The organism is Sphingomonas sp. CV7422, assembly GCF_027945725.1.
Lineage (GTDB): Bacteria > Pseudomonadota > Alphaproteobacteria > Sphingomonadales > Sphingomonadaceae > Sphingomonas > Sphingomonas kyungheensis.
In genome coordinates, this window is the sequence record NZ_CP115900.1 from 2,936,754 (window position 1) to 2,952,409 (window position 15,656).

The following is a 15,656-nucleotide window of genomic DNA, read 5'->3' on the forward strand; positions in this document are numbered from 1 at the left end:
AAGGAACCCGGCGAACGTCTTGACTTCGCTATATAATGTCTGAATTGGACACAATGGCTGCCGCGGTATACGATCCTGCGGCATGTTCCAGTCGCCCCCTGTCGCCGACCGCCCCCGCATGGTCGTCCGGTCGGCCGCCGTCCTGCTCGTCTATGTCGTGGCGATCGCGCTCTTCTGCCGGTCTGCGCTGGTCAGCGGTTTCGATCTGGGCTTCGGCGAGCGCGGCGATGCGATCATCGAAATCGCAATCCTCGAACATTGGCGCAACGTTCTCGCCGGTGTCGCCGCCTGGGACACCAGCTTCTACTTCCATCCCTATCACGCGACGCTCGGCTATAACGACGGCTATCTGCTGTATGGACTCGTCTACAGCGGCTGGCGGCTGATCGCCGACCCGTTCCACGCCGACACGCTCAACATCCTCACCTTCAAGACGATCGGCTTCGCTGCGGCGTACGCCCTCGTCGCGCGCAGTCTCGGCTGGGGGCAACGCACCGGGCTGGCGGTGGCGCTGCTCTGGACGGTCGCGAGCAATATCACGCTGCAAGCGGTCCATGCCCAGTTGCAGAGCGTCGCCTTGCAGCCCGTCGCGATGATGCTCGCGATCGCCACCGTCCGCGCCGAGCAGGCCGGTCGGCTGACGCGCGCCCGGTTCGCCGCTATGGGGCTCGCGCTGCTGCTCGCCGCATGGCTGCTCACCTCTTATTACATGGCGTGGTTCACGCTCTTCTCCGCCTGTCTCTATTGCGCCTGCTGGGCGGTGGTGACGCGGACATGGCGGCCCGGTGACTGGATCGCCCTGCTCCGCCGGCATGCCGGGACGATCCTCGCCGGTGTGGCGACGTTCGCGGTCGCGATCCTGCCCTTCCTGCGGCTGTACCTGCCCAAGGTGCGCGAGACGGGCGGCGAGGCGGTCGACGACATGCTCGGCTATCTGGTGACGCCGGTGATCGACATGATCAACGTCGGTCCGGGCAATATCGTCTGGGGATGGCTGTTCCTGCCCCTGTTCGCGCTCGTCCACCGCCTGCTTCCCGACGATCCGGCCCTCCCCGGCCGTGTGCTCGGCGGCGAACATGAGGCGGGGTTTCCGCTGCTGTTCTGCGCGCTGGCGCTGCTCGCCGCATGGCGGATCGTCGCGACGCGGCGGATCGACGGCTGCCGTCCGGCGCCTGCGACGCTGCGCGCCTTCGCACTGGCGATGATCGTCGCCTGGCTGTTGACGATACAACTCTGGAAGGCCTCGCCGTGGCTGCTGGTCTTCCACCTCGTCCCCGGCGCCAAGGGCCTGCGGACGATCTCGCGCTACCAATTGTGGCTGACGCTGCCCTTGCTGCTGATCGCCGCCGCGGTCTGGCGGCAGCGGGCGCGACGGCTGTTCCGCCGCCGGCCGTGGCTCGCGGCAGGGCTCGCCGCGCTGCTCGTCGCCGAGAATCTCAGCGCCGAGACGCCGGCGCAGCTCAGCCGCGCCGAGCAGCGCGCCGCGCTGATGCATATCTCGCCGCCACCCCCCGGTTGCGCCAGCTTCTACGTCGTCGCCACCCGCCCGACCGAGCCGCTCTACATCAGCCGCGAGCTGCACGCCCGCTACCCGCACAATGTCGATGCGATGCTGCTCGCCGAACTGTGGCGGGTGCCGACGATCAACGGTTTCTCGACCTTCAACCCGCCCGACTGGGATTTCGCGGAGCCGCGCGCCGCCGATTACGACGCGCGGGTCCGCCGCTATGCGCAGCGCCATCGCCTGCGCGGGCTCTGCCGGCTCGACGTTCGTGCGCGGCCGCCCTGGTCGCGGGTTACACCTTGACCAGCATCTTGCCGGTATTGCCGCCCGAGAAGAGGCCGAGGAACGCCTCTGGCATATGGTCGAGGCCGTCGATCACCGTCTCGTGACGCTTGAGCCGGTCTTCCTTGAGCCAGCCGCCCATGTCGCGATAGAAATCGGCGGCACGATCGGTGAAGTCGCTGACGATGAAGCCCTGGATGCGGATGCGATTGCCGATCAGACGGGCGAGGTAGCGCAATGCGGTCGGCTTGCTGCTGTTGTAGACGTCGATCATCCCGCAGATCGCGAAGCGCGCGCGGAGATTGGCGTGCGCCAGCGCCGCATCGAGATGATCGCCGCCGACATTGTCGAAATAGACGTCGATGCCGTTGCGCGCGACTTCGCCAAGCGCCTTCACCACCGGCGTGCCGCTCTTATAGTCGATCACCGCATCCGCGCCGAGCGACTGGACCCAGGCGCATTTCTCCGCGCCGCCGGCCGAGCCGATGACGTGACAGCCCTTGGCCTTGGCGATCTGCACCACCGTCGATCCGACCGCACCCGCCGCGGCGGAGACGAAGACGGTATCGCCCTCCTTCGCCTGCGCGACCTCGAGCAGCCCGAAATACGCGGTCATCCCCGGCATGCCGAGCTGGCCGAGAAAGGCCTGCGGATCGACGTCGAGCTCGGGCAGCGGCTGGACCTGCGACTCGGGCAGCACCGCCTCGTCGCGCCAGCCGGCGAAATGCTGGACGGCATCGCCGGGCTTGAACCGCTCCGACCGGCTTTCGGTGACCGTGCCGATCGCACCGCCTTCCATCGGCTTGCCGAGCGCGAACGGCGGCGTGTAGCTTTTCACGTCGTTCATCCGGCCGCGCATATAGGGATCGACCGACAGCCATTGATTGGCGATGCGCACCTCGCCCTCGGCAAGATCGCGCTGCGGCAGGTCGATCAGGGCGAAATGCTCGTCGCTCGGCAGCCCCTCGGGCCGGGAAGTCAGGCTCCATGCACGTGCCATCGTATCAATCTCCGTTGCTGGTGATGAAGGGGGATCGGGTTGCGCCGATCCCCTGTCCACCGCAACGCAAAAGGCCCGGGACATGCCCGGGCCTTCGCGTGACGGTCGCTCGGGCTCAGTAGGTGCCCGAGAAGCTCTTGTTGAGCGTCTTGCCGTCGCCGTCGGTGCTGCTCGTGCTGGTGCTCGTGCTGCCCGTGGCGGTCGACTGCGTGTTCGACGTCGGGTTGGACGATCGCGTATTCGCATAGGGCTCGCGACGCGACTGGTCCTCGCCGAACATCGCCTGGCTACGCTCCTCGTCGCGCCACGCTTTCTTCGCCTCGGCAGCGGTCTTGCTCAGCGTCACCTTGCCATCGACGCTCTGCAGCCAGTTCGACGGGATCGAATGGTGGCGGCCGCCGGCATCGACATCGTTCTTGGTCAGGATGATGCGATCGCCGCGCACCTTGTCGACGGTGCCGACATGCTCGCCGTCCGAGCCGACGACGTCCATATGCTCCTCGACCTTGTTGAGCGAGTCACGCTGCGTCTGACGGTTCGAACGCCACGAGCTGAACTCGTTTTCGAACTTGGTACGGTTTTCCTGGCGATACTCGTGGTAATCGCGGTCGAGCGCGTCGATCTGGCCACGGCGCCAGCTATGATAATCGTTGTCGCGATCATGATTGGCTTGCTGATCCTGGCGCGAATCGAACTCGCGGCGACGCTCGGCGTCCTCGTCCCCGAACCACGAGCGGACCTCGTCCCCGGCACGCGCGAGGAAGCCGCGGTCTTCGTAATCATAGCCCTGCGGCTGGCGGCCATAGCCCTGCTGACCGCGGCCGGCGGCGTTGCGGTTGCGATCGCGGTAATTGTCGTCGTCGTCGTGACGGTGCGACCCGAAATCCTCGAACCGGCGGCTGCCGCTGCCGTAGCTGCCGTGATATTCCTGCTCGCTGCCGCGATACTGGCCCGCATCGGCGCCGTAGCGGTTGCGATTGTCGGAGCGATCCTGGCCGTAGCGGTCGTCCTGGCCGTAGCTGCTGCGCCCGTAGTTGCTGCGACCATAGTCGTTGCCCGAGGCGCCATAGCCGCCGCGTCCGCCCTCATAGCCGCGATCACCGTCATAGCCGCGCCCGCCGCCATAGGACTGGTCGCGCTGGCCGTACCGCTGGTTGCCATAGTCGCGTGCGCCATAGTCCTGACGATCGTTCCGGCCGTCATTGCCGTACCGCCCCGCGGCCTGATAGTCGCGTGCGCTCGAATAGGTGTAATCGCGGCCGTAGCCCTGATTGCCGCCGCTGTTGTAATCGTCGCCGTGCGCGTCGCCTCGGGTATTGCGTTCGTAGACCATGATCGTCTCCTTCGACAAAAGCTCCTGCGGGTGCCGACCGCGTCGTTGCTGCGCGACCGTGCTCCTAATCGAAATAAAGATTAAAATGGCCCTTCGTTCCGACTGTTAGCGCCGCGTAACGGCTTTGCGTCGCAACCAGCCATCGGCCTGCCGCAGCATCGGAAACGCGGGCGCCCACACGCCCCGGGGGATTTTTTGGCAGCAGGCGCAAGCGGCTGTTGCATCGCCCGGATCGTGCGGCTAATGGCGTCGCTCTCGGGCTGGTCCCGAGCCGGGGTGCGGGGCTGTAGCTCAGATGGGAGAGCGCTGCAATCGCACTGCAGAGGTCAGGGGTTCGATTCCCCTCAGCTCCACCACCGCACCCCCATCTTCCGCCTTGTGCTTCCATCGCCGCCGCTGAGACGTTCTGCGTGCGATGACCGATCCGATCCCCGCCGCGACACTGATCCTGCTGCGCGACCGCGACGCCGCGCCGCCCGACGTGCTGATGGTCGAACGCGCGCGTGCGCTGGCGTTTGCCGGAGGCGCGATGGTGTTTCCCGGCGGGCGGATCGATCCGGGCGACGTGGCGCTGGCCGCGGCGATCGATGCGGGCGCGGACGGCGCGGCGCGGATCGCGGCGATCCGCGAGACGATCGAGGAGGCGGGGCTGGCGATCGGGCTCGATCCGCCCCCCTCGCCCGCCGTGGTCAAGACGATCCGCCGCCGCCTGCATGGCGGCGAGCCGTTCGGCGCGATCCTCTCCGACTATGGCATCGCGCTCGATCTCGCGGCGCTGGTGCCGTTCGCGCGCTGGTTGCCCGATCACGTACCGGTGCGCGTCTTCGACACCCTGTTCTTCCTGGCCCGCGCGCCCGCCGATGCGACGGCGAGCGCCGATGCCACCGAGACGGTGCGGCTGTGCTGGAGCAGCGCGGCGGCGGTGTTGCGCGAGGCGGATGCGGGCGCGGTGACGCTGATCTATCCGACGCGGCGGACGCTCGAACGGCTTGCTCTGTTCGCCGATTACGATGCCGCGGTTGCGCAGGCGCGGCGCCACCCGGTCCGCACCATCACGCCCTTCGTCGAGACGCGCGACGGTCAGGACTGGCTCTGCATTCCGGACGATTACGGCTATCCGGTCACCGCAGAGCCCGTCTCGCAGGTGCAGCGCGGCTGATGCGGGCGCTGCGCCGGCTGATCGGCGGCCTCGCGCTCCTCGTCGCGCTCGCCGCCGCGGCGCTGCTGCTGTGGGGGCTGCTGCGCGGGCGGTCGGAGGATCTGCCGTGGACGCCGCTCGATCTCGCCGCGCCGGTCGGGCTGTCGACGGGGCGCAAGCTCACCGCGCTGACGCGTGACTTTCCGCTATGCCGCGCGCTGCTCGACCAGGCGGGGGTGCGGTATCGGGTGCTGCCGCCGCGTGAGGAGGGGCGGTGCGGCTATCGCGACGGGGTGCGCTTCGCCGACGGGGGCGCGCGCGCGATCGACTATCGCCCGGCGGGGCTCGGCATCGCCTGCCCGGTCGCCGCGGCGCTGTCCGTATGGGAGTGGCAGGTGGTGCAACCCGCCGCGCAGCGCCGCTTCGGCAGCCGCGTCGTCGCGATTGACCATTTCGGCAGCTATGCGTGCCGGCGCATCTATGGCCGCGACGCCGGGACGTGGAGCGAACATGCCACCGCCGACGCGGTCGATATCGCCGGCTTCCGCCTCGCCGACGGCCGCCGCATCACCGTCGCGCGGGACTGGCGCGGCGACGGCGATGATGCGGCCTTCCTGCACGAGGTGCGCGACGGCGCCTGCCGGCTGTTCGCGACGACGCTGTCCCCCGACTATAACGCCGCGCATCACGACCATCTGCACCTCGATCAGGCCGACCGCACCGCCGGCTGGCGCGCCTGTCGGTGACGCCGCCGCCGCCGTGATCAGTGCGGCGCGGCGGCCGATCCCGTGTCGACCTTCTCGACCCAGTGCGGGAAGAACGCCGGCTTGCGGTTCGACCAGCCCGAGGCGGTCGCCGCCGCTTCGCTGATCGACTGGAGCAGCTTGCGGCGCAGCTCCGGGTGGAGGTGCGGCAGCGCCGCCGCGGCGCAGAAGGCGCTCGGCAGCCACGGCCGCGCCGCCGCGCCGATCAGCCGCTCGTAGAGGAAGCGGAACGCGGAAAAGCTGGTCAGCCGCCCCTGCCCCAGATCGAAGCCGACCAACGTCACCAGCGGCGCGAGGAACGGCTCGACCGCGGCGAGATCGGCGTCATCCGGCACCAGCAGCCGCAGATCGGGGAGTGCCCGATACAGTCGCGCCTGCGCGCGGATGCTCGCCGCCTCGACCACGTCGCGCGACCAGCGCACCATCGCGTCGTCGCGATCGAGCCCGATATCGAGGCTGCGCCGGATATAGCGCTGCGTCGAGCTGGGAAAGCTCGCGAATTCCTTCATCTCGGCCAGCGTCATCGCGCCTTCCGCCGGTCTGTTCTTGGCACCCATGTCGTCACCCCACCCGCCAGAGAAGTCGGCACGATCCTCGCTCATGTTGGTTAACAACATCCTGAACGTGGGACGCCCCGCGTCACAAAAGCATCATGAAAGCTGCTGCGGCGCAACATAGATTGCGACGAGCGGAGTGATTTTGGTCGCAAACGTCGCAGGATAGCCGGATCGCCCATAGCAAGACGGCGGCCCCTCGCGGAACCGCCGTCTTTATCCAATCCGATCGGCGCGTGCGTTACCGGTTGCGCTCGGCCTCTTCGTCGAAGCCCGACGAGGGCGCCGGATCGCGATCGTGACCGGGCTGCGTCATCGAGGGCGGATCGCTCGCATCCATCGATTCGTCGAGACCGGCATCGAGCCGGGCGTCGGCGCTGTCTGGGTTCTTCTCGAGCCGCTTGTTGATCGACTTGTCCTGGCCGGCATCCTGGCGCGGGTCACGCTCCTGGTTGCTGGCGTTCGGCGCGACCGACAGGCTGTCGAGAGCCTTTTCGTCAATTCCGGTCATGATGACACCCTCCTGAGTTTACCAACCAGCAACGTTCGCCCGCGCCGTTCCGTTCCTGCCGGTCAGTCACGCCGCGGTGACCCGGACCGTCTGATTGACGAACTGCGCGATGCCGAACACCGTCATGAAGGCGATGTCGGTCGCGTCGCGGCCCACGCAGACGCGCGCGATCGTCTCGGCGGGCGCCATCCGCGTCGCATCGACGAGCCGCCACGCGCCGTCGAGCCACAGTTCGGCGACCGCATGGAAGTCCGGCGGATCGACGCCGGGTGCGTAGGCGGCGACGCAGCGGGCCGGGATCTCGCCCGCCCGCGCCAAGGCGACGAGCAGATGCGCGTAATCCCGGCAGACGCCCGACCGGCTGGCGAAGGTATCGATCGCGGTCGTCTCGCCGCTGCTGGTATTGGCGCGATAGTCGAGCGACTCCGCCACCCAGTCGGCGAGCGCCGTGGCAAGCGCGCCGCCGCCCATGCCGCCGAAGCGACGGCGGACGAAGCCTTCGAGCCGGTCCGACTGGCAATAGCGGCTCGGCAGCAGATAGGGGATGAGCGCGCCGTCGAGCGCGCGCGCCGGCGTCGCCGGCAGGCTGGCGAGATCGACCGGCGCGCGCGTCACCTCGACCTCCGCCCGATAATGCGCCTTGAGCCAGCCGTCGGCGCGGATCCAGCAGCGCTGGCCGATCCCCTCCTCGCCCCGCACCGCCACCACCGGCGTGTCGCTCCACACGGTCAGCGATTCGGAAACGATCCGCTGGTCGGGCATCGCCGCCGCCTCGATCTGCAACAGCACGTCGCTTGGCGGGCCGAGGATGGCATAATCGAGCGCGACGTCGATCGAGAGGCGCATCGGCCTATTCCTTCACACGAAAAAGCCCGGCGGCCGTGGCCACCGGGCTCGTTGAACCAGACGGAGGTCCGGTCGGATCAGTTGCGCTGCGAACCGAAGAGACGCAGCACGAAGAGGAACATGTTGATGAAGTCGAGGTAGAGCGACAGCGCCGACATGACCACGGCCTTGCCGACCATGTTGGTGCCCGCGACCTGGAAATACAGGCTCTTGGTGCGCTGCGTATCGTAAGCGGTGAGGCCCGCGAACAGCAGCACGCCGACGATGCTGATCACCAGATTGAGCACGCTCGACTGAAGGAACAGGTTGATCAGGCTGGCGACGATCACGCCGACGAGGCCGATGATCAGGAAGGTGCCGAATGCCGACAGATCCTTCTTGGTCGTATAGCCATAGAGGCTGAGACCGGCGAAGCCCGCTGCGGTCGAGAAGAACGCGCCGGCGATCGACGTCCCGCTATAGACGAGGAAGATCGTCGACAGCGACAGGCCCATCAGCACCGCGAACGCCCAGAACAGCATCTGCAGCGTCGAGGTCTGCATCCGCCCCTGCCCGAAGCTCATCGCGAAGACGACGCCGAGCGGCGCGAACATCAGCACGTAGCGCAGCAAGCCGCCGCCCATGAACACTTGGGCCGCGGGCGACGAGGCCCCGCCCCAGGCGAACAGCAGCGCGACGATGCCCGTCAGCAGCACGCCCGAGCCCATGTAATTATAGACCGACAGCATGTACGAGCGCAGACCCGCGTCATAGGCACCGCTGCGCGCTGTGTCGGTGCGCGTGGCCCCGAACGGCGCGGCGCTCGGCCGGGGGTCAGACCAGTTAGCCATGGTATCCAAAACTCCTTTACCGACCACATGCCGGATGACCGAAATATCGGCCTGCCGTGGTCCCATTTCAAGCGAAACCGGCTAAGTCCCGGTTCCAAAGCAACAGAACTTTACAAAGAGGCGTTACCCTCGCCATGCGTCTGTTCGTCGCGCTCCGCCCGCCCGCCGCGATCCGCGATTCGCTGCTCGACGCGATGGACGGCGTACTCGCCGCGCGCTGGCAGGACGATGCGCAATTGCACTGCACGTTGCGCTTCCTCGGCGATGTCGACCGGCCGCAGGCGGAGGATGTCGCCGCGGCGCTCGCCGCGCTCTATGCGCCGGCGCCCTGCGTCCGGCTGCACAGCGTCGGCCAGTTCGCGCACAAGGGGCGAACCGATACCTTGTGGGCGGGGCTCGCCCCGACCGCGGCGCTGCACCACCTCGCCCGCAAGGTCGAACAGGCGTGCACGCGCGCCGGCCTTGCGCCCGAGCGGCGCGCCTATCTGCCGCACGTCACGCTCGCCCGGCTGCCGCGCAGCGCCGGTGCCGCGCCGGAGATCGATGCCTGGCTGGCGCGCCACGCCGCGCTCGCCAGCGATGCCTTCGTGCTGCCGCATCTCATCCTCTACCAGAGCCATCTCGGCCACGGCGGCGCGCTGTACGAGCCGGTGATGCGCTGGCCCCTTGCGCCGCCGGCGGAACCGCCGCAGGTCCTGCCGGTTCGTTCGGAAACCTCGGGAGACCCTTGATGCGCGTTATCCTCGTCCTTGCCGGCCTGTCGTCGCTCGCGCTTGCCGCCTGCGCGCAGAAAGACCCGGTCGCCGTCGGCAGCGCCATCTCGGGCGGCGCCCGTGCCACCGCGAGCCTGCGCACCGCCAACGGCCTCGACGCCGGCCACGCCAATGTTGCCGAGGTCGCCGGCGGCCTGCGCTACACCGTCGACGTCAAGGGCCTGCCGGCGGGGACGCATGGCGCGCATATCCACACCACCGGCCGCTGCGACGCGCCCGACTTCACCACCGCGGGCGGCCATTGGAACCCGACGTCCGCGAAGCACGGTAGCATGAACCCGCAGGGGCCGCATGAGGGCGACCTGCCCAATCTGATCGTCGGCACCGACGGCCGCGGCACGCTCGGCGTGACGGTGCCGGGCGCGACCATGGCGGGGCTGCTCGACGCGGATGGCGCCGCGATCGTCATCCATGCCGGCGCCGACGATCTGATGACCGATCCGTCGGGCAACAGCGGCGGCCGTATCGCCTGCGGCGTCTTCACCGCCGCCTGATCGACGCGGCGGCGGGTCATTCCACCGCCGCCGCCCTCGCCTCGCGCGTCGCCTCCGCGGCCGGCACCAGCCGGTAGGCGGCGACCGCGCAGGCGACCGTCACCGGAACGACGGCGAGCAGCGACAGCATTCCGATCGACAGGCTGCCCGACAGCGTCGAGATCCGCCCTGCCGCATAGGGACCGAGCGCGAGGCCGAGCAGCGTCGTGCCGATGAAGAAGGTCGCGGTCGCCGCACCGCGCATCCGCGGCAGCACGAGGTCCTGCGTCGTCGCCGCCGCCGCGCCGAGCGCGCCGCTCGCGGTCAGCCCGGCGAGGAACAGGCTGGGATAGAACATCCACACGTCGCCCGCGGTGAAGGCACCGATCAGGAACGGCACCGGCAGCGTCGCGCCGGCGAGGACGACGATCAGCCGCCCCGCCGGATTGCGCCGCCGCAGCCGGTCGGCGACCAGCCCGCCGATCGTCACGCCGAGGAAGCCGGCGAGCGCCCCGCTGCTGCCCAGCCACAGCCCGGCATGCGCCGGCGTCTCGCCGAGCACACGCAGCGCGTAGGGCGCGGCCCAGAAATTGGCGGCATAAGCGAGGAAGGCGATCAGCCCGTACGCCACCACGGTGCAGACGAACGCCGGCGTGCCGACGATCAGCGCAAAGGTCGCCGGATCGCGCCGCCGCAGCGCGCTGCCCCAGGAGAAGACCGCATAGACGCCGGTGCCGACCGCGATCCACTGCGGCGCCGGCTCGCCCAGCGCGATCAGCAGCGTCACCAGCGCCGCCACCCCGGCCAGCGCGGCGAGATTGACGAACAGCGCGCGCGCCCCGCCCTGCCACGCACCGATCAGCGTCAGCGGCGGCAGGATGGTGAGCAGCTCGGCGGCGAAGGCGCGAAACGGCGCGGGATGCGGCGGCGGTGCGGGCAGCCCCTCGACCAGCCCGCGTACCGGCTCCCGCAGCGTCGCGATCCACAACGCGACGAGCAACCCCGGCAGGCCGACCACGAGGAACGCCGCCTGCCAGCCGACCAGCCCGAGCGGGCCGCCGGCCGGAAAGGCGCGGTTCCAGTTCTGCACGACCATCCCGCCGAGAAACAGCGACACGCCGCCGCCAACGTACAGGCCCGCCGAATAGATCGACAGAGCGGTCGCCCGCAGCCGTTTGGGGAAATGGTCCGAGATCAGCGAATAGGCGGCGGGCGATGCCGTGGCCTCGCCGACCCCGACACCGATCCGCGCCGCGGCAAGCTCGCCCCCGGTCCGCGAGAAACCCGACAGCGCGGTCATCGCCGACCATAAGGCGAGCCCCACCGTCATCAGCCGCACCCGATGCCAGGCGTCGGCGAGCCGCCCGAGCGGGATGCCGAACAGCGCGTAGAAGACGCCGAATGCGGTGCCGTAGAGGAAGCCGAGATCCTCGTCCTTGAGCCGCAGGTCGCGTTTGATCTCCTCGGCGAGGATGGCGATCACCTGCCGGTCGATGAAATTGAGGACATAGACGACGAACAGGATGCCGAGCACGTACCAGGCATAAGGCGACGCCCGCTGTTCGCCTGCCCCCGCCGTCGCCTCGGCCATCGCCATCCCCTCGCCTTGCCGGCTCACGCTAGCAGAGGCGTGGCGGGAAGACGATACCCGATGCTCTAAACCGGCCGGACGCGGTCGGCGGGCGGGTTAGGGATGCACGCGGAAGCGCAGAGGACGCAGAGAGAATGGGGTGAAGCGTCCGTGCAGCATCGGCGAGGAGAGGAAGCGCCCGCAGCACACCTCTGCGCCCCCCGCGCCTCTGCGCGACAACATTCGTCGCGGTGCTAAGCGCGCCGTCGCTGCCGCGTGCCGCGCTCAAGCCGGTCGAGCAGCGATTCGATCGATGGCACTTCCGCAGGCGCAGGCGCGGGTGCGGGTGCGGGTGCGGGTGCGGGTGCGGGTGCGGGAGATGCAGCGGGGGCTTCGACTATCGGCTCAGCGACAGGTTCGGTGATGGCCGGCGCGGCTTCGACACTCTCTTCGTCTTCCGGCTTCACCTCAGGCTCAGGCTCAGGCTCAGGCTCAGGCTCGACCGCCACCGGCTCCGGCTCCACGACCGACACCGGCGGGCGGAGCGGCATCACCGGGCGGACGGGTTCGCGCGGCACGTCGGGCAGCGCGCCGGGGTGATAGGCGGCAAGCGGCTGGTTGAGATCGACCGGGATCGATTGCACCACCGGCGGCTCGCCCGCCTCCGTCTCGTCCGCAGCGGCCGGCGGCGTCGGCGGCGGCAGCGGCGTACCGAGATCGGCCGCCGACATCGGCCGGCGCGCCGGCGCATCGGGATGCGCGTCGGCGCGGCGCAGCACCGGCACGCCGGTGTCCGCCGCAGCCGTGCGCGCGAACAGACCACCCGCGCCGAACAACAGGAACAGCGCCGACCAGACCACCGCCGCGGTGACCAGCCCGCCGCCGAGCGCGAGCAGCGCACGCGCCGTCGCGCCGAGCGGCGGCGCGGCGGCGGCGATCAGCGCCGGCATGCCGCTCTGCCATACCCAATCCTCCAGCACGGTCTGCGGCACGAGCAGGAAGAGCGCCGCCACCGCGATGCCGCCGGCGATGCCGCCGGTCGGCGCGATCCAGGCGGTGGAGCGTGCTGTCATCGATTGGCCGGGGAACGCTGCCATGATCCATCCACTGTCGCGGCCATGGTCAGCCGCTGGTAAATTGGTTCGTAACGACCAATGTTTGACGACCAGTTACGCTCCTGTTCGACGAAGGCGCGCGCCGCCGTCCGCCGCCGCGCCCAGCCGCTGCGATCGGCGAGCAGCCCGGCGAGCGCTGCCGCGATACCCGCCGGATCGTCGGCGGGAAAGAGCGTGCCGGTGACGCCGTCGCGGATCAGCTCGCGATGCCCGCCGACGTCGGACGCCGCGACCAGCTTGCCCTGCGCCATCGCCTCGAGCGGCTTGAGCGGCGTCACCAGATCGGTGAGCCGCATCGCCTTGCGCGGATAGGCGAGCACGTCGACCAGCGCATAATAGCGCTCCACCTCGGTATGTGGCACCCGGCCGACGAAGCGGATCGCCGCCGCCACCGGCGACGCCGCCGCCTGCGCGCGCAGCGCCGCCTCCATCGGCCCGCCGCCGACGAGCAGCAGCCGCGCCTTGGGCCGTGTCGCGACCAGCGCCGGCATCGCCGCGATGAGATCGTCGAGCCCTTCATAATCGTAGAAGCTGCCGATGAAGCCGATCGTCTCGGCATCGCCGAGCCCGAGACTGTCGGCGAGCGCGGCGTCGCGCGCGGCGGGCTCACCGAACAGGTCGAGATCGACACCATTGGGCGAGACGACGATCTTCTCGCGGTCGATGCCGCGTGCGATCAGGTCGTCGCGCAGCCCGTCGCAGATCACCGCCACCGCATCGGCGCGCTGCACCGCCCAGCTTTCGAGCGCCCGCGTCGCGCGATAGCGTGCCGAGCCCTCGCGCCCGGTACCGTTGCCGACCGCGGCGTCCTCCCAAAAGGCGCGTATCTCATAGACCAGCGGCAGGCCGCGCTGCCGGGCGACGCGCAACGCGGCGAGCGCGCCGAGCACCGGCGAATGGGCGTGCAGGATATCCGGCCGGAAGGCATCCACCGCCGCCGCGATCCGCCGCGCGAAGGCGGCGATCCCCGCCACCTCGCCGACCAGCCCCGCCGGGCGCTTCGCCAGCGTGCGGTGGAAGGTCAACTCGTCGACCGACTCGACCGCATCGGCCACCGCCCCCTGCCGCGGCCCGGTCACCGCCGCCACCTGCCACCCGCGCGCCTCCTGCGCCTTGAGGATCGCGCGGGTGCGGAAGGTATAGCCGCTCTGCAGCGGCAGGCCGTGATCGAGGACATGGAGGATGCGCATCGCGCCGCCTTATGCCACGCGGGTTTAAGGACGCGTCAATCGCGGCGACGCGCGGGACTTAACGTGACATCAACCCGGTGCGCCGCATAGGCTGCGGCCATGCGGACCGGCGCCCTTCGATGATCGACAATCTGTCGCTGGCGATCACCCATGCGCTGATGCTGCTCGCCGCTTGGCTGCTGCTCAAACGGCCGGACCTCGATTCGGAATCGCCAGCGCCGCGTCACTGGCGCGCACGCGGGCGCGGCGCGACTCCGCCGCCGCCGCAGGATCTGCCGCCCGGTGCGTGACCTCGTCTTCGTCGCCTTTCTCGCCGCGATCTTCGGCATGGGGCTGCGGCGGCCGTTCCTGCTCGTGCTCGCCTATGTCTATATCGACATCGTCTCGCCGCAGCGGCTGACCTACATCCTGCTCAACAGCGTGCCGATCTCGCTGATCGCGGTGGCGCTGGCGGTCGGCGGCTGGCTGCTGATCGACGACAAGAGCGACAGCCGGTTCGCGCCTCGGCAGGGGCTGATCGTGCTGCTGCTGCTCTACTGTTGGGCGACCACGGCCGGCGCCGATTTCCCACACGACGCCAAGGACAAATGGGACTGGGTGTGGAAATGCCTCGCCTTTGCCGCCTTCCTGCCGCTGACGCTGCGGACGCGGCTGCGCATCGAGGCGCTGCTGCTGTTCATGATCCTGTCCGCCGCGTCGATCATCATCGTCGGCGGGATCAAGACCGCGGCGGGCGGTGGCGGCTATGGCCAGCTCGACCTGATGGTCAACAACAATTCGGGGCTGTACGAGGGCAGCACCATCTCCACCGTCGCGGTGGCGATCGTGCCGCTGATCGTCTGGTTCATGCGCCACGGCACGATCTTCCCGCCCGACTGGAAGGTGAAGGGCTTTTGCCTGTGCCTGGTTTTCGCCTGCCTGCTGATCCCGGTCGGCACGTCGACGCGGACCGGGCTGCTCTGCATCCTGCTCGTCGCGGCGCTCTCGTTGCGCAACACGCAGCGCAAGCTGCTCTACCTCGCGATGATCGGCGCCGCCGGCTTGCTCGCGGTGCCGTTCCTGCCGGCGAGCTTCACGCAGCGGATGAGCACGATCAAGAGCCATGACGCCGACGAATCCGCCTCGACCCGGATCGCGGTGTGGCAGTGGACGATCGACTATGCCAAGACCCACCCGTTCGGCGGCGGCTTCGACGCCTATCGCGGCAACCATATCCGCTACGAGATCCGCAAGACCGACGGCAGCGGCGCCGACCCCGGCATCACCGACCAGGCGATCACCGACAAGGCGCGCGGCTATCACAGCGCCTATTTCGAGATGCTCGGCGAACAGGGTTATCCGGGGCTGTTGCTGTGGCTGAGCATCAGCGTGATCGGGCTGGTCCGGATGGAGGTGCTGCGCCGCCGCTACCGCGATCCGGCGGGCGAGTTCGGCTGGGCGGGGCCGCTGGCGGCGGCGTTGCAGACCGCGCATCTCGTCTATCTGCTCGGCGCGGCGTTCATCGCCATCGCCTTCCAGCCCTTCGTCTACATGCTGATCGGGGCGCAGATCGGCCTCGATTCCTATCTGTCGCGGCGGCGCGCGGAAGCGGGGCAGACGCCGATGCGGCGGCCGCGCCCGGTGGCGGCGTGAGCGACGCGATGGCGGGCCGCGATCGGCTTGGGGTACCCGTGCTCCTGCGAACGCAGGCGCCCAGGGTTGCGGGCGTGACGCGCCGTTGCGCGGCGTGGCTGCGGATTGATGCTCGCGCGGGACCACGGCGACACCCCTGCC

Annotated in this window: 16 protein-coding genes and 1 tRNA gene; 8 read left to right on the plus strand and 9 right to left on the minus strand. The window is 69.4% G+C overall.

Annotation, left to right across the window (positions count from 1 at the left end; translation table 11 throughout):
- Positions 1–118 precede the first annotated feature (118 nt).
- Positions 119–1,807, plus strand: coding sequence for a hypothetical protein (locus tag PBN85_RS13910; RefSeq protein ID WP_271299371.1), 1,689 nt, complete (start codon positions 119–121; stop codon positions 1,805–1,807).
- On the opposite strand, the gene PBN85_RS13915 is transcribed toward PBN85_RS13910, so the two are convergent.
- Complete coding sequence (locus tag PBN85_RS13915) at positions 1,797–2,786, minus strand: NADP-dependent oxidoreductase (RefSeq protein ID WP_081792915.1); 990 nt, start codon at positions 2,784–2,786, stop codon at positions 1,797–1,799. The two genes, PBN85_RS13910 and PBN85_RS13915, sit on opposite strands and share 11 nt — an antisense overlap.
- 115 nt (positions 2,787–2,901) lie before the next feature.
- The gene (locus PBN85_RS13920) at positions 2,902–4,119 is read right to left on the minus strand and encodes a DUF2171 domain-containing protein (RefSeq protein WP_271299372.1); all 1,218 of its coding nucleotides are present in this window, start codon (positions 4,117–4,119) and stop codon (positions 2,902–2,904) included.
- A 280-nt stretch (positions 4,120–4,399) separates the two neighbouring features.
- Here PBN85_RS13920 and PBN85_RS13925 point away from each other — a divergent pair.
- The 3 genes from PBN85_RS13925 (at position 4,400) to PBN85_RS13935 (ending at position 6,003) form a co-directional block, all read left to right on the plus strand.
- Positions 4,400–4,475, plus strand: a tRNA-Ala gene (locus PBN85_RS13925).
- A gap of 59 nt (positions 4,476–4,534) precedes the next feature.
- On the plus strand, positions 4,535–5,278 hold the full coding sequence (locus PBN85_RS13930) for an NUDIX hydrolase (protein WP_271299373.1): 744 nt from the start codon (positions 4,535–4,537) through the stop codon (positions 5,276–5,278).
- Positions 5,278–6,003 (plus strand): extensin-like domain-containing protein, encoded by a 726-nt coding sequence (locus tag PBN85_RS13935; RefSeq protein WP_271299374.1) that lies wholly within the window; start codon positions 5,278–5,280, stop codon positions 6,001–6,003. The genes PBN85_RS13930 and PBN85_RS13935 overlap by 1 nt, the downstream gene beginning before the upstream one ends.
- A gap of 17 nt (positions 6,004–6,020) precedes the next feature.
- Here PBN85_RS13935 and PBN85_RS13940 read toward each other — a convergent pair whose 3' ends face one another.
- The 4 genes from PBN85_RS13940 to PBN85_RS13955 all read right to left on the minus strand — a co-directional run bounded on the left by PBN85_RS13940 (position 6,021) and on the right by PBN85_RS13955 (position 8,762).
- Positions 6,021–6,578, minus strand: a complete 558-nt coding sequence (locus PBN85_RS13940) for a hypothetical protein (protein WP_037532184.1) — start codon at positions 6,576–6,578, stop codon at positions 6,021–6,023.
- Positions 6,579–6,816: 238 nt separating this feature from the next.
- A complete protein-coding gene (locus PBN85_RS13945; RefSeq protein ID WP_271299375.1) occupies positions 6,817–7,086 on the minus strand; it encodes a hypothetical protein in 270 nt (89 codons plus the stop codon).
- 66 nt (positions 7,087–7,152) lie between these two features.
- Complete coding sequence (locus PBN85_RS13950; RefSeq protein WP_271299376.1) at positions 7,153–7,932, minus strand: transglutaminase-like domain-containing protein; 780 nt, start codon at positions 7,930–7,932, stop codon at positions 7,153–7,155.
- Positions 7,933–8,009: 77 nt separating this feature from the next.
- Positions 8,010–8,762, minus strand: coding sequence for a Bax inhibitor-1/YccA family protein (locus PBN85_RS13955; protein WP_037532177.1), 753 nt, complete (start codon positions 8,760–8,762; stop codon positions 8,010–8,012).
- A 134-nt stretch (positions 8,763–8,896) separates the two neighbouring features.
- Here PBN85_RS13955 and thpR point away from each other — a divergent pair, with 134 nt between their 5' ends.
- Both thpR and PBN85_RS13965 read left to right on the plus strand, forming a co-directional pair.
- The gene (gene thpR / locus PBN85_RS13960) at positions 8,897–9,493 is read left to right on the plus strand and encodes an RNA 2',3'-cyclic phosphodiesterase (protein ID WP_271299377.1); all 597 of its coding nucleotides are present in this window, start codon (positions 8,897–8,899) and stop codon (positions 9,491–9,493) included.
- The gene (locus PBN85_RS13965) at positions 9,493–10,029 is read left to right on the plus strand and encodes a superoxide dismutase family protein (protein WP_037532173.1); all 537 of its coding nucleotides are present in this window, start codon (positions 9,493–9,495) and stop codon (positions 10,027–10,029) included. Before thpR ends, PBN85_RS13965 begins: the two co-directional genes overlap by 1 nt.
- A gap of 16 nt (positions 10,030–10,045) precedes the next feature.
- Here PBN85_RS13965 and PBN85_RS13970 read toward each other — a convergent pair whose 3' ends face one another.
- The 3 genes from PBN85_RS13970 to PBN85_RS13980 all read right to left on the minus strand — a co-directional run bounded on the left by PBN85_RS13970 (position 10,046) and on the right by PBN85_RS13980 (position 13,883).
- Complete coding sequence (locus tag PBN85_RS13970) at positions 10,046–11,599, minus strand: spinster family MFS transporter (protein WP_443026786.1); 1,554 nt, start codon at positions 11,597–11,599, stop codon at positions 10,046–10,048.
- Positions 11,600–11,832: 233 nt separating this feature from the next.
- On the minus strand, positions 11,833–12,651 hold the full coding sequence (locus PBN85_RS13975) for a hypothetical protein (protein ID WP_271299379.1): 819 nt from the start codon (positions 12,649–12,651) through the stop codon (positions 11,833–11,835).
- Positions 12,648–13,883 (minus strand): TIGR04063 family PEP-CTERM/XrtA system glycosyltransferase, encoded by a 1,236-nt coding sequence (locus PBN85_RS13980; RefSeq protein WP_271299380.1) that lies wholly within the window; start codon positions 13,881–13,883, stop codon positions 12,648–12,650. The genes PBN85_RS13975 and PBN85_RS13980 overlap by 4 nt, the downstream gene beginning before the upstream one ends.
- A 119-nt stretch (positions 13,884–14,002) precedes the next feature.
- On the opposite strand from PBN85_RS13980, the gene PBN85_RS13985 reads away from it, so the two are divergent.
- Both PBN85_RS13985 and PBN85_RS13990 read left to right on the plus strand, forming a co-directional pair.
- Positions 14,003–14,173 carry a hypothetical protein gene (locus PBN85_RS13985; RefSeq protein ID WP_200870349.1) on the plus strand — a complete coding sequence of 57 codons (171 nt, stop codon included), beginning with the start codon at positions 14,003–14,005 and terminating at the stop codon, positions 14,171–14,173.
- On the plus strand, positions 14,166–15,515 hold the full coding sequence (locus PBN85_RS13990; RefSeq protein ID WP_037532171.1) for a DUF5935 domain-containing protein: 1,350 nt from the start codon (positions 14,166–14,168) through the stop codon (positions 15,513–15,515). The genes PBN85_RS13985 and PBN85_RS13990 overlap by 8 nt, the downstream gene beginning before the upstream one ends.
- The last annotated feature ends 141 nt before the right edge of the window (positions 15,516–15,656 follow it).

What these genes read in the sequence shown, in the direction of transcription:
- PBN85_RS13980 (WP_271299380.1), bottom strand. Translation starts at nt 13,883, where the DNA reads ATGCGCATCCTCCATGTCCTCGATCACGGCCTGCCGCTGCAGAGCGGC.
- PBN85_RS13970 (WP_443026786.1), bottom strand. Translation starts at nt 11,599, where the DNA reads ATGGCCGAGGCGACGGCGGGGGCAGGCGAACAGCGGGCGTCGCCTTAT.
- PBN85_RS13965 (WP_037532173.1), top strand. Translation starts at nt 9,493, where the DNA reads ATGCGCGTTATCCTCGTCCTTGCCGGCCTGTCGTCGCTCGCGCTTGCC.
- PBN85_RS13950 (WP_271299376.1), bottom strand. Translation starts at nt 7,932, where the DNA reads ATGCGCCTCTCGATCGACGTCGCGCTCGATTATGCCATCCTCGGCCCG.
- PBN85_RS13930 (WP_271299373.1), top strand. Translation starts at nt 4,535, where the DNA reads ATGACCGATCCGATCCCCGCCGCGACACTGATCCTGCTGCGCGACCGC.
- PBN85_RS13935 (WP_271299374.1), top strand. Translation starts at nt 5,278, where the DNA reads ATGCGGGCGCTGCGCCGGCTGATCGGCGGCCTCGCGCTCCTCGTCGCG.
- PBN85_RS13940 (WP_037532184.1), bottom strand. Translation starts at nt 6,578, where the DNA reads ATGGGTGCCAAGAACAGACCGGCGGAAGGCGCGATGACGCTGGCCGAG.
- PBN85_RS13920 (WP_271299372.1), bottom strand. Translation starts at nt 4,119, where the DNA reads ATGGTCTACGAACGCAATACCCGAGGCGACGCGCACGGCGACGATTAC.
- PBN85_RS13915 (WP_081792915.1), bottom strand. Translation starts at nt 2,786, where the DNA reads ATGGCACGTGCATGGAGCCTGACTTCCCGGCCCGAGGGGCTGCCGAGC.
- PBN85_RS13985 (WP_200870349.1), top strand. Translation starts at nt 14,003, where the DNA reads ATGATCGACAATCTGTCGCTGGCGATCACCCATGCGCTGATGCTGCTC.
- thpR (WP_271299377.1), top strand. Translation starts at nt 8,897, where the DNA reads ATGCGTCTGTTCGTCGCGCTCCGCCCGCCCGCCGCGATCCGCGATTCG.
- PBN85_RS13975 (WP_271299379.1), bottom strand. Translation starts at nt 12,651, where the DNA reads ATGACAGCACGCTCCACCGCCTGGATCGCGCCGACCGGCGGCATCGCC.
- PBN85_RS13955 (WP_037532177.1), bottom strand. Translation starts at nt 8,762, where the DNA reads ATGGCTAACTGGTCTGACCCCCGGCCGAGCGCCGCGCCGTTCGGGGCC.
- PBN85_RS13910 (WP_271299371.1), top strand. Translation starts at nt 119, where the DNA reads ATGGTCGTCCGGTCGGCCGCCGTCCTGCTCGTCTATGTCGTGGCGATC.
- PBN85_RS13945 (WP_271299375.1), bottom strand. Translation starts at nt 7,086, where the DNA reads ATGACCGGAATTGACGAAAAGGCTCTCGACAGCCTGTCGGTCGCGCCG.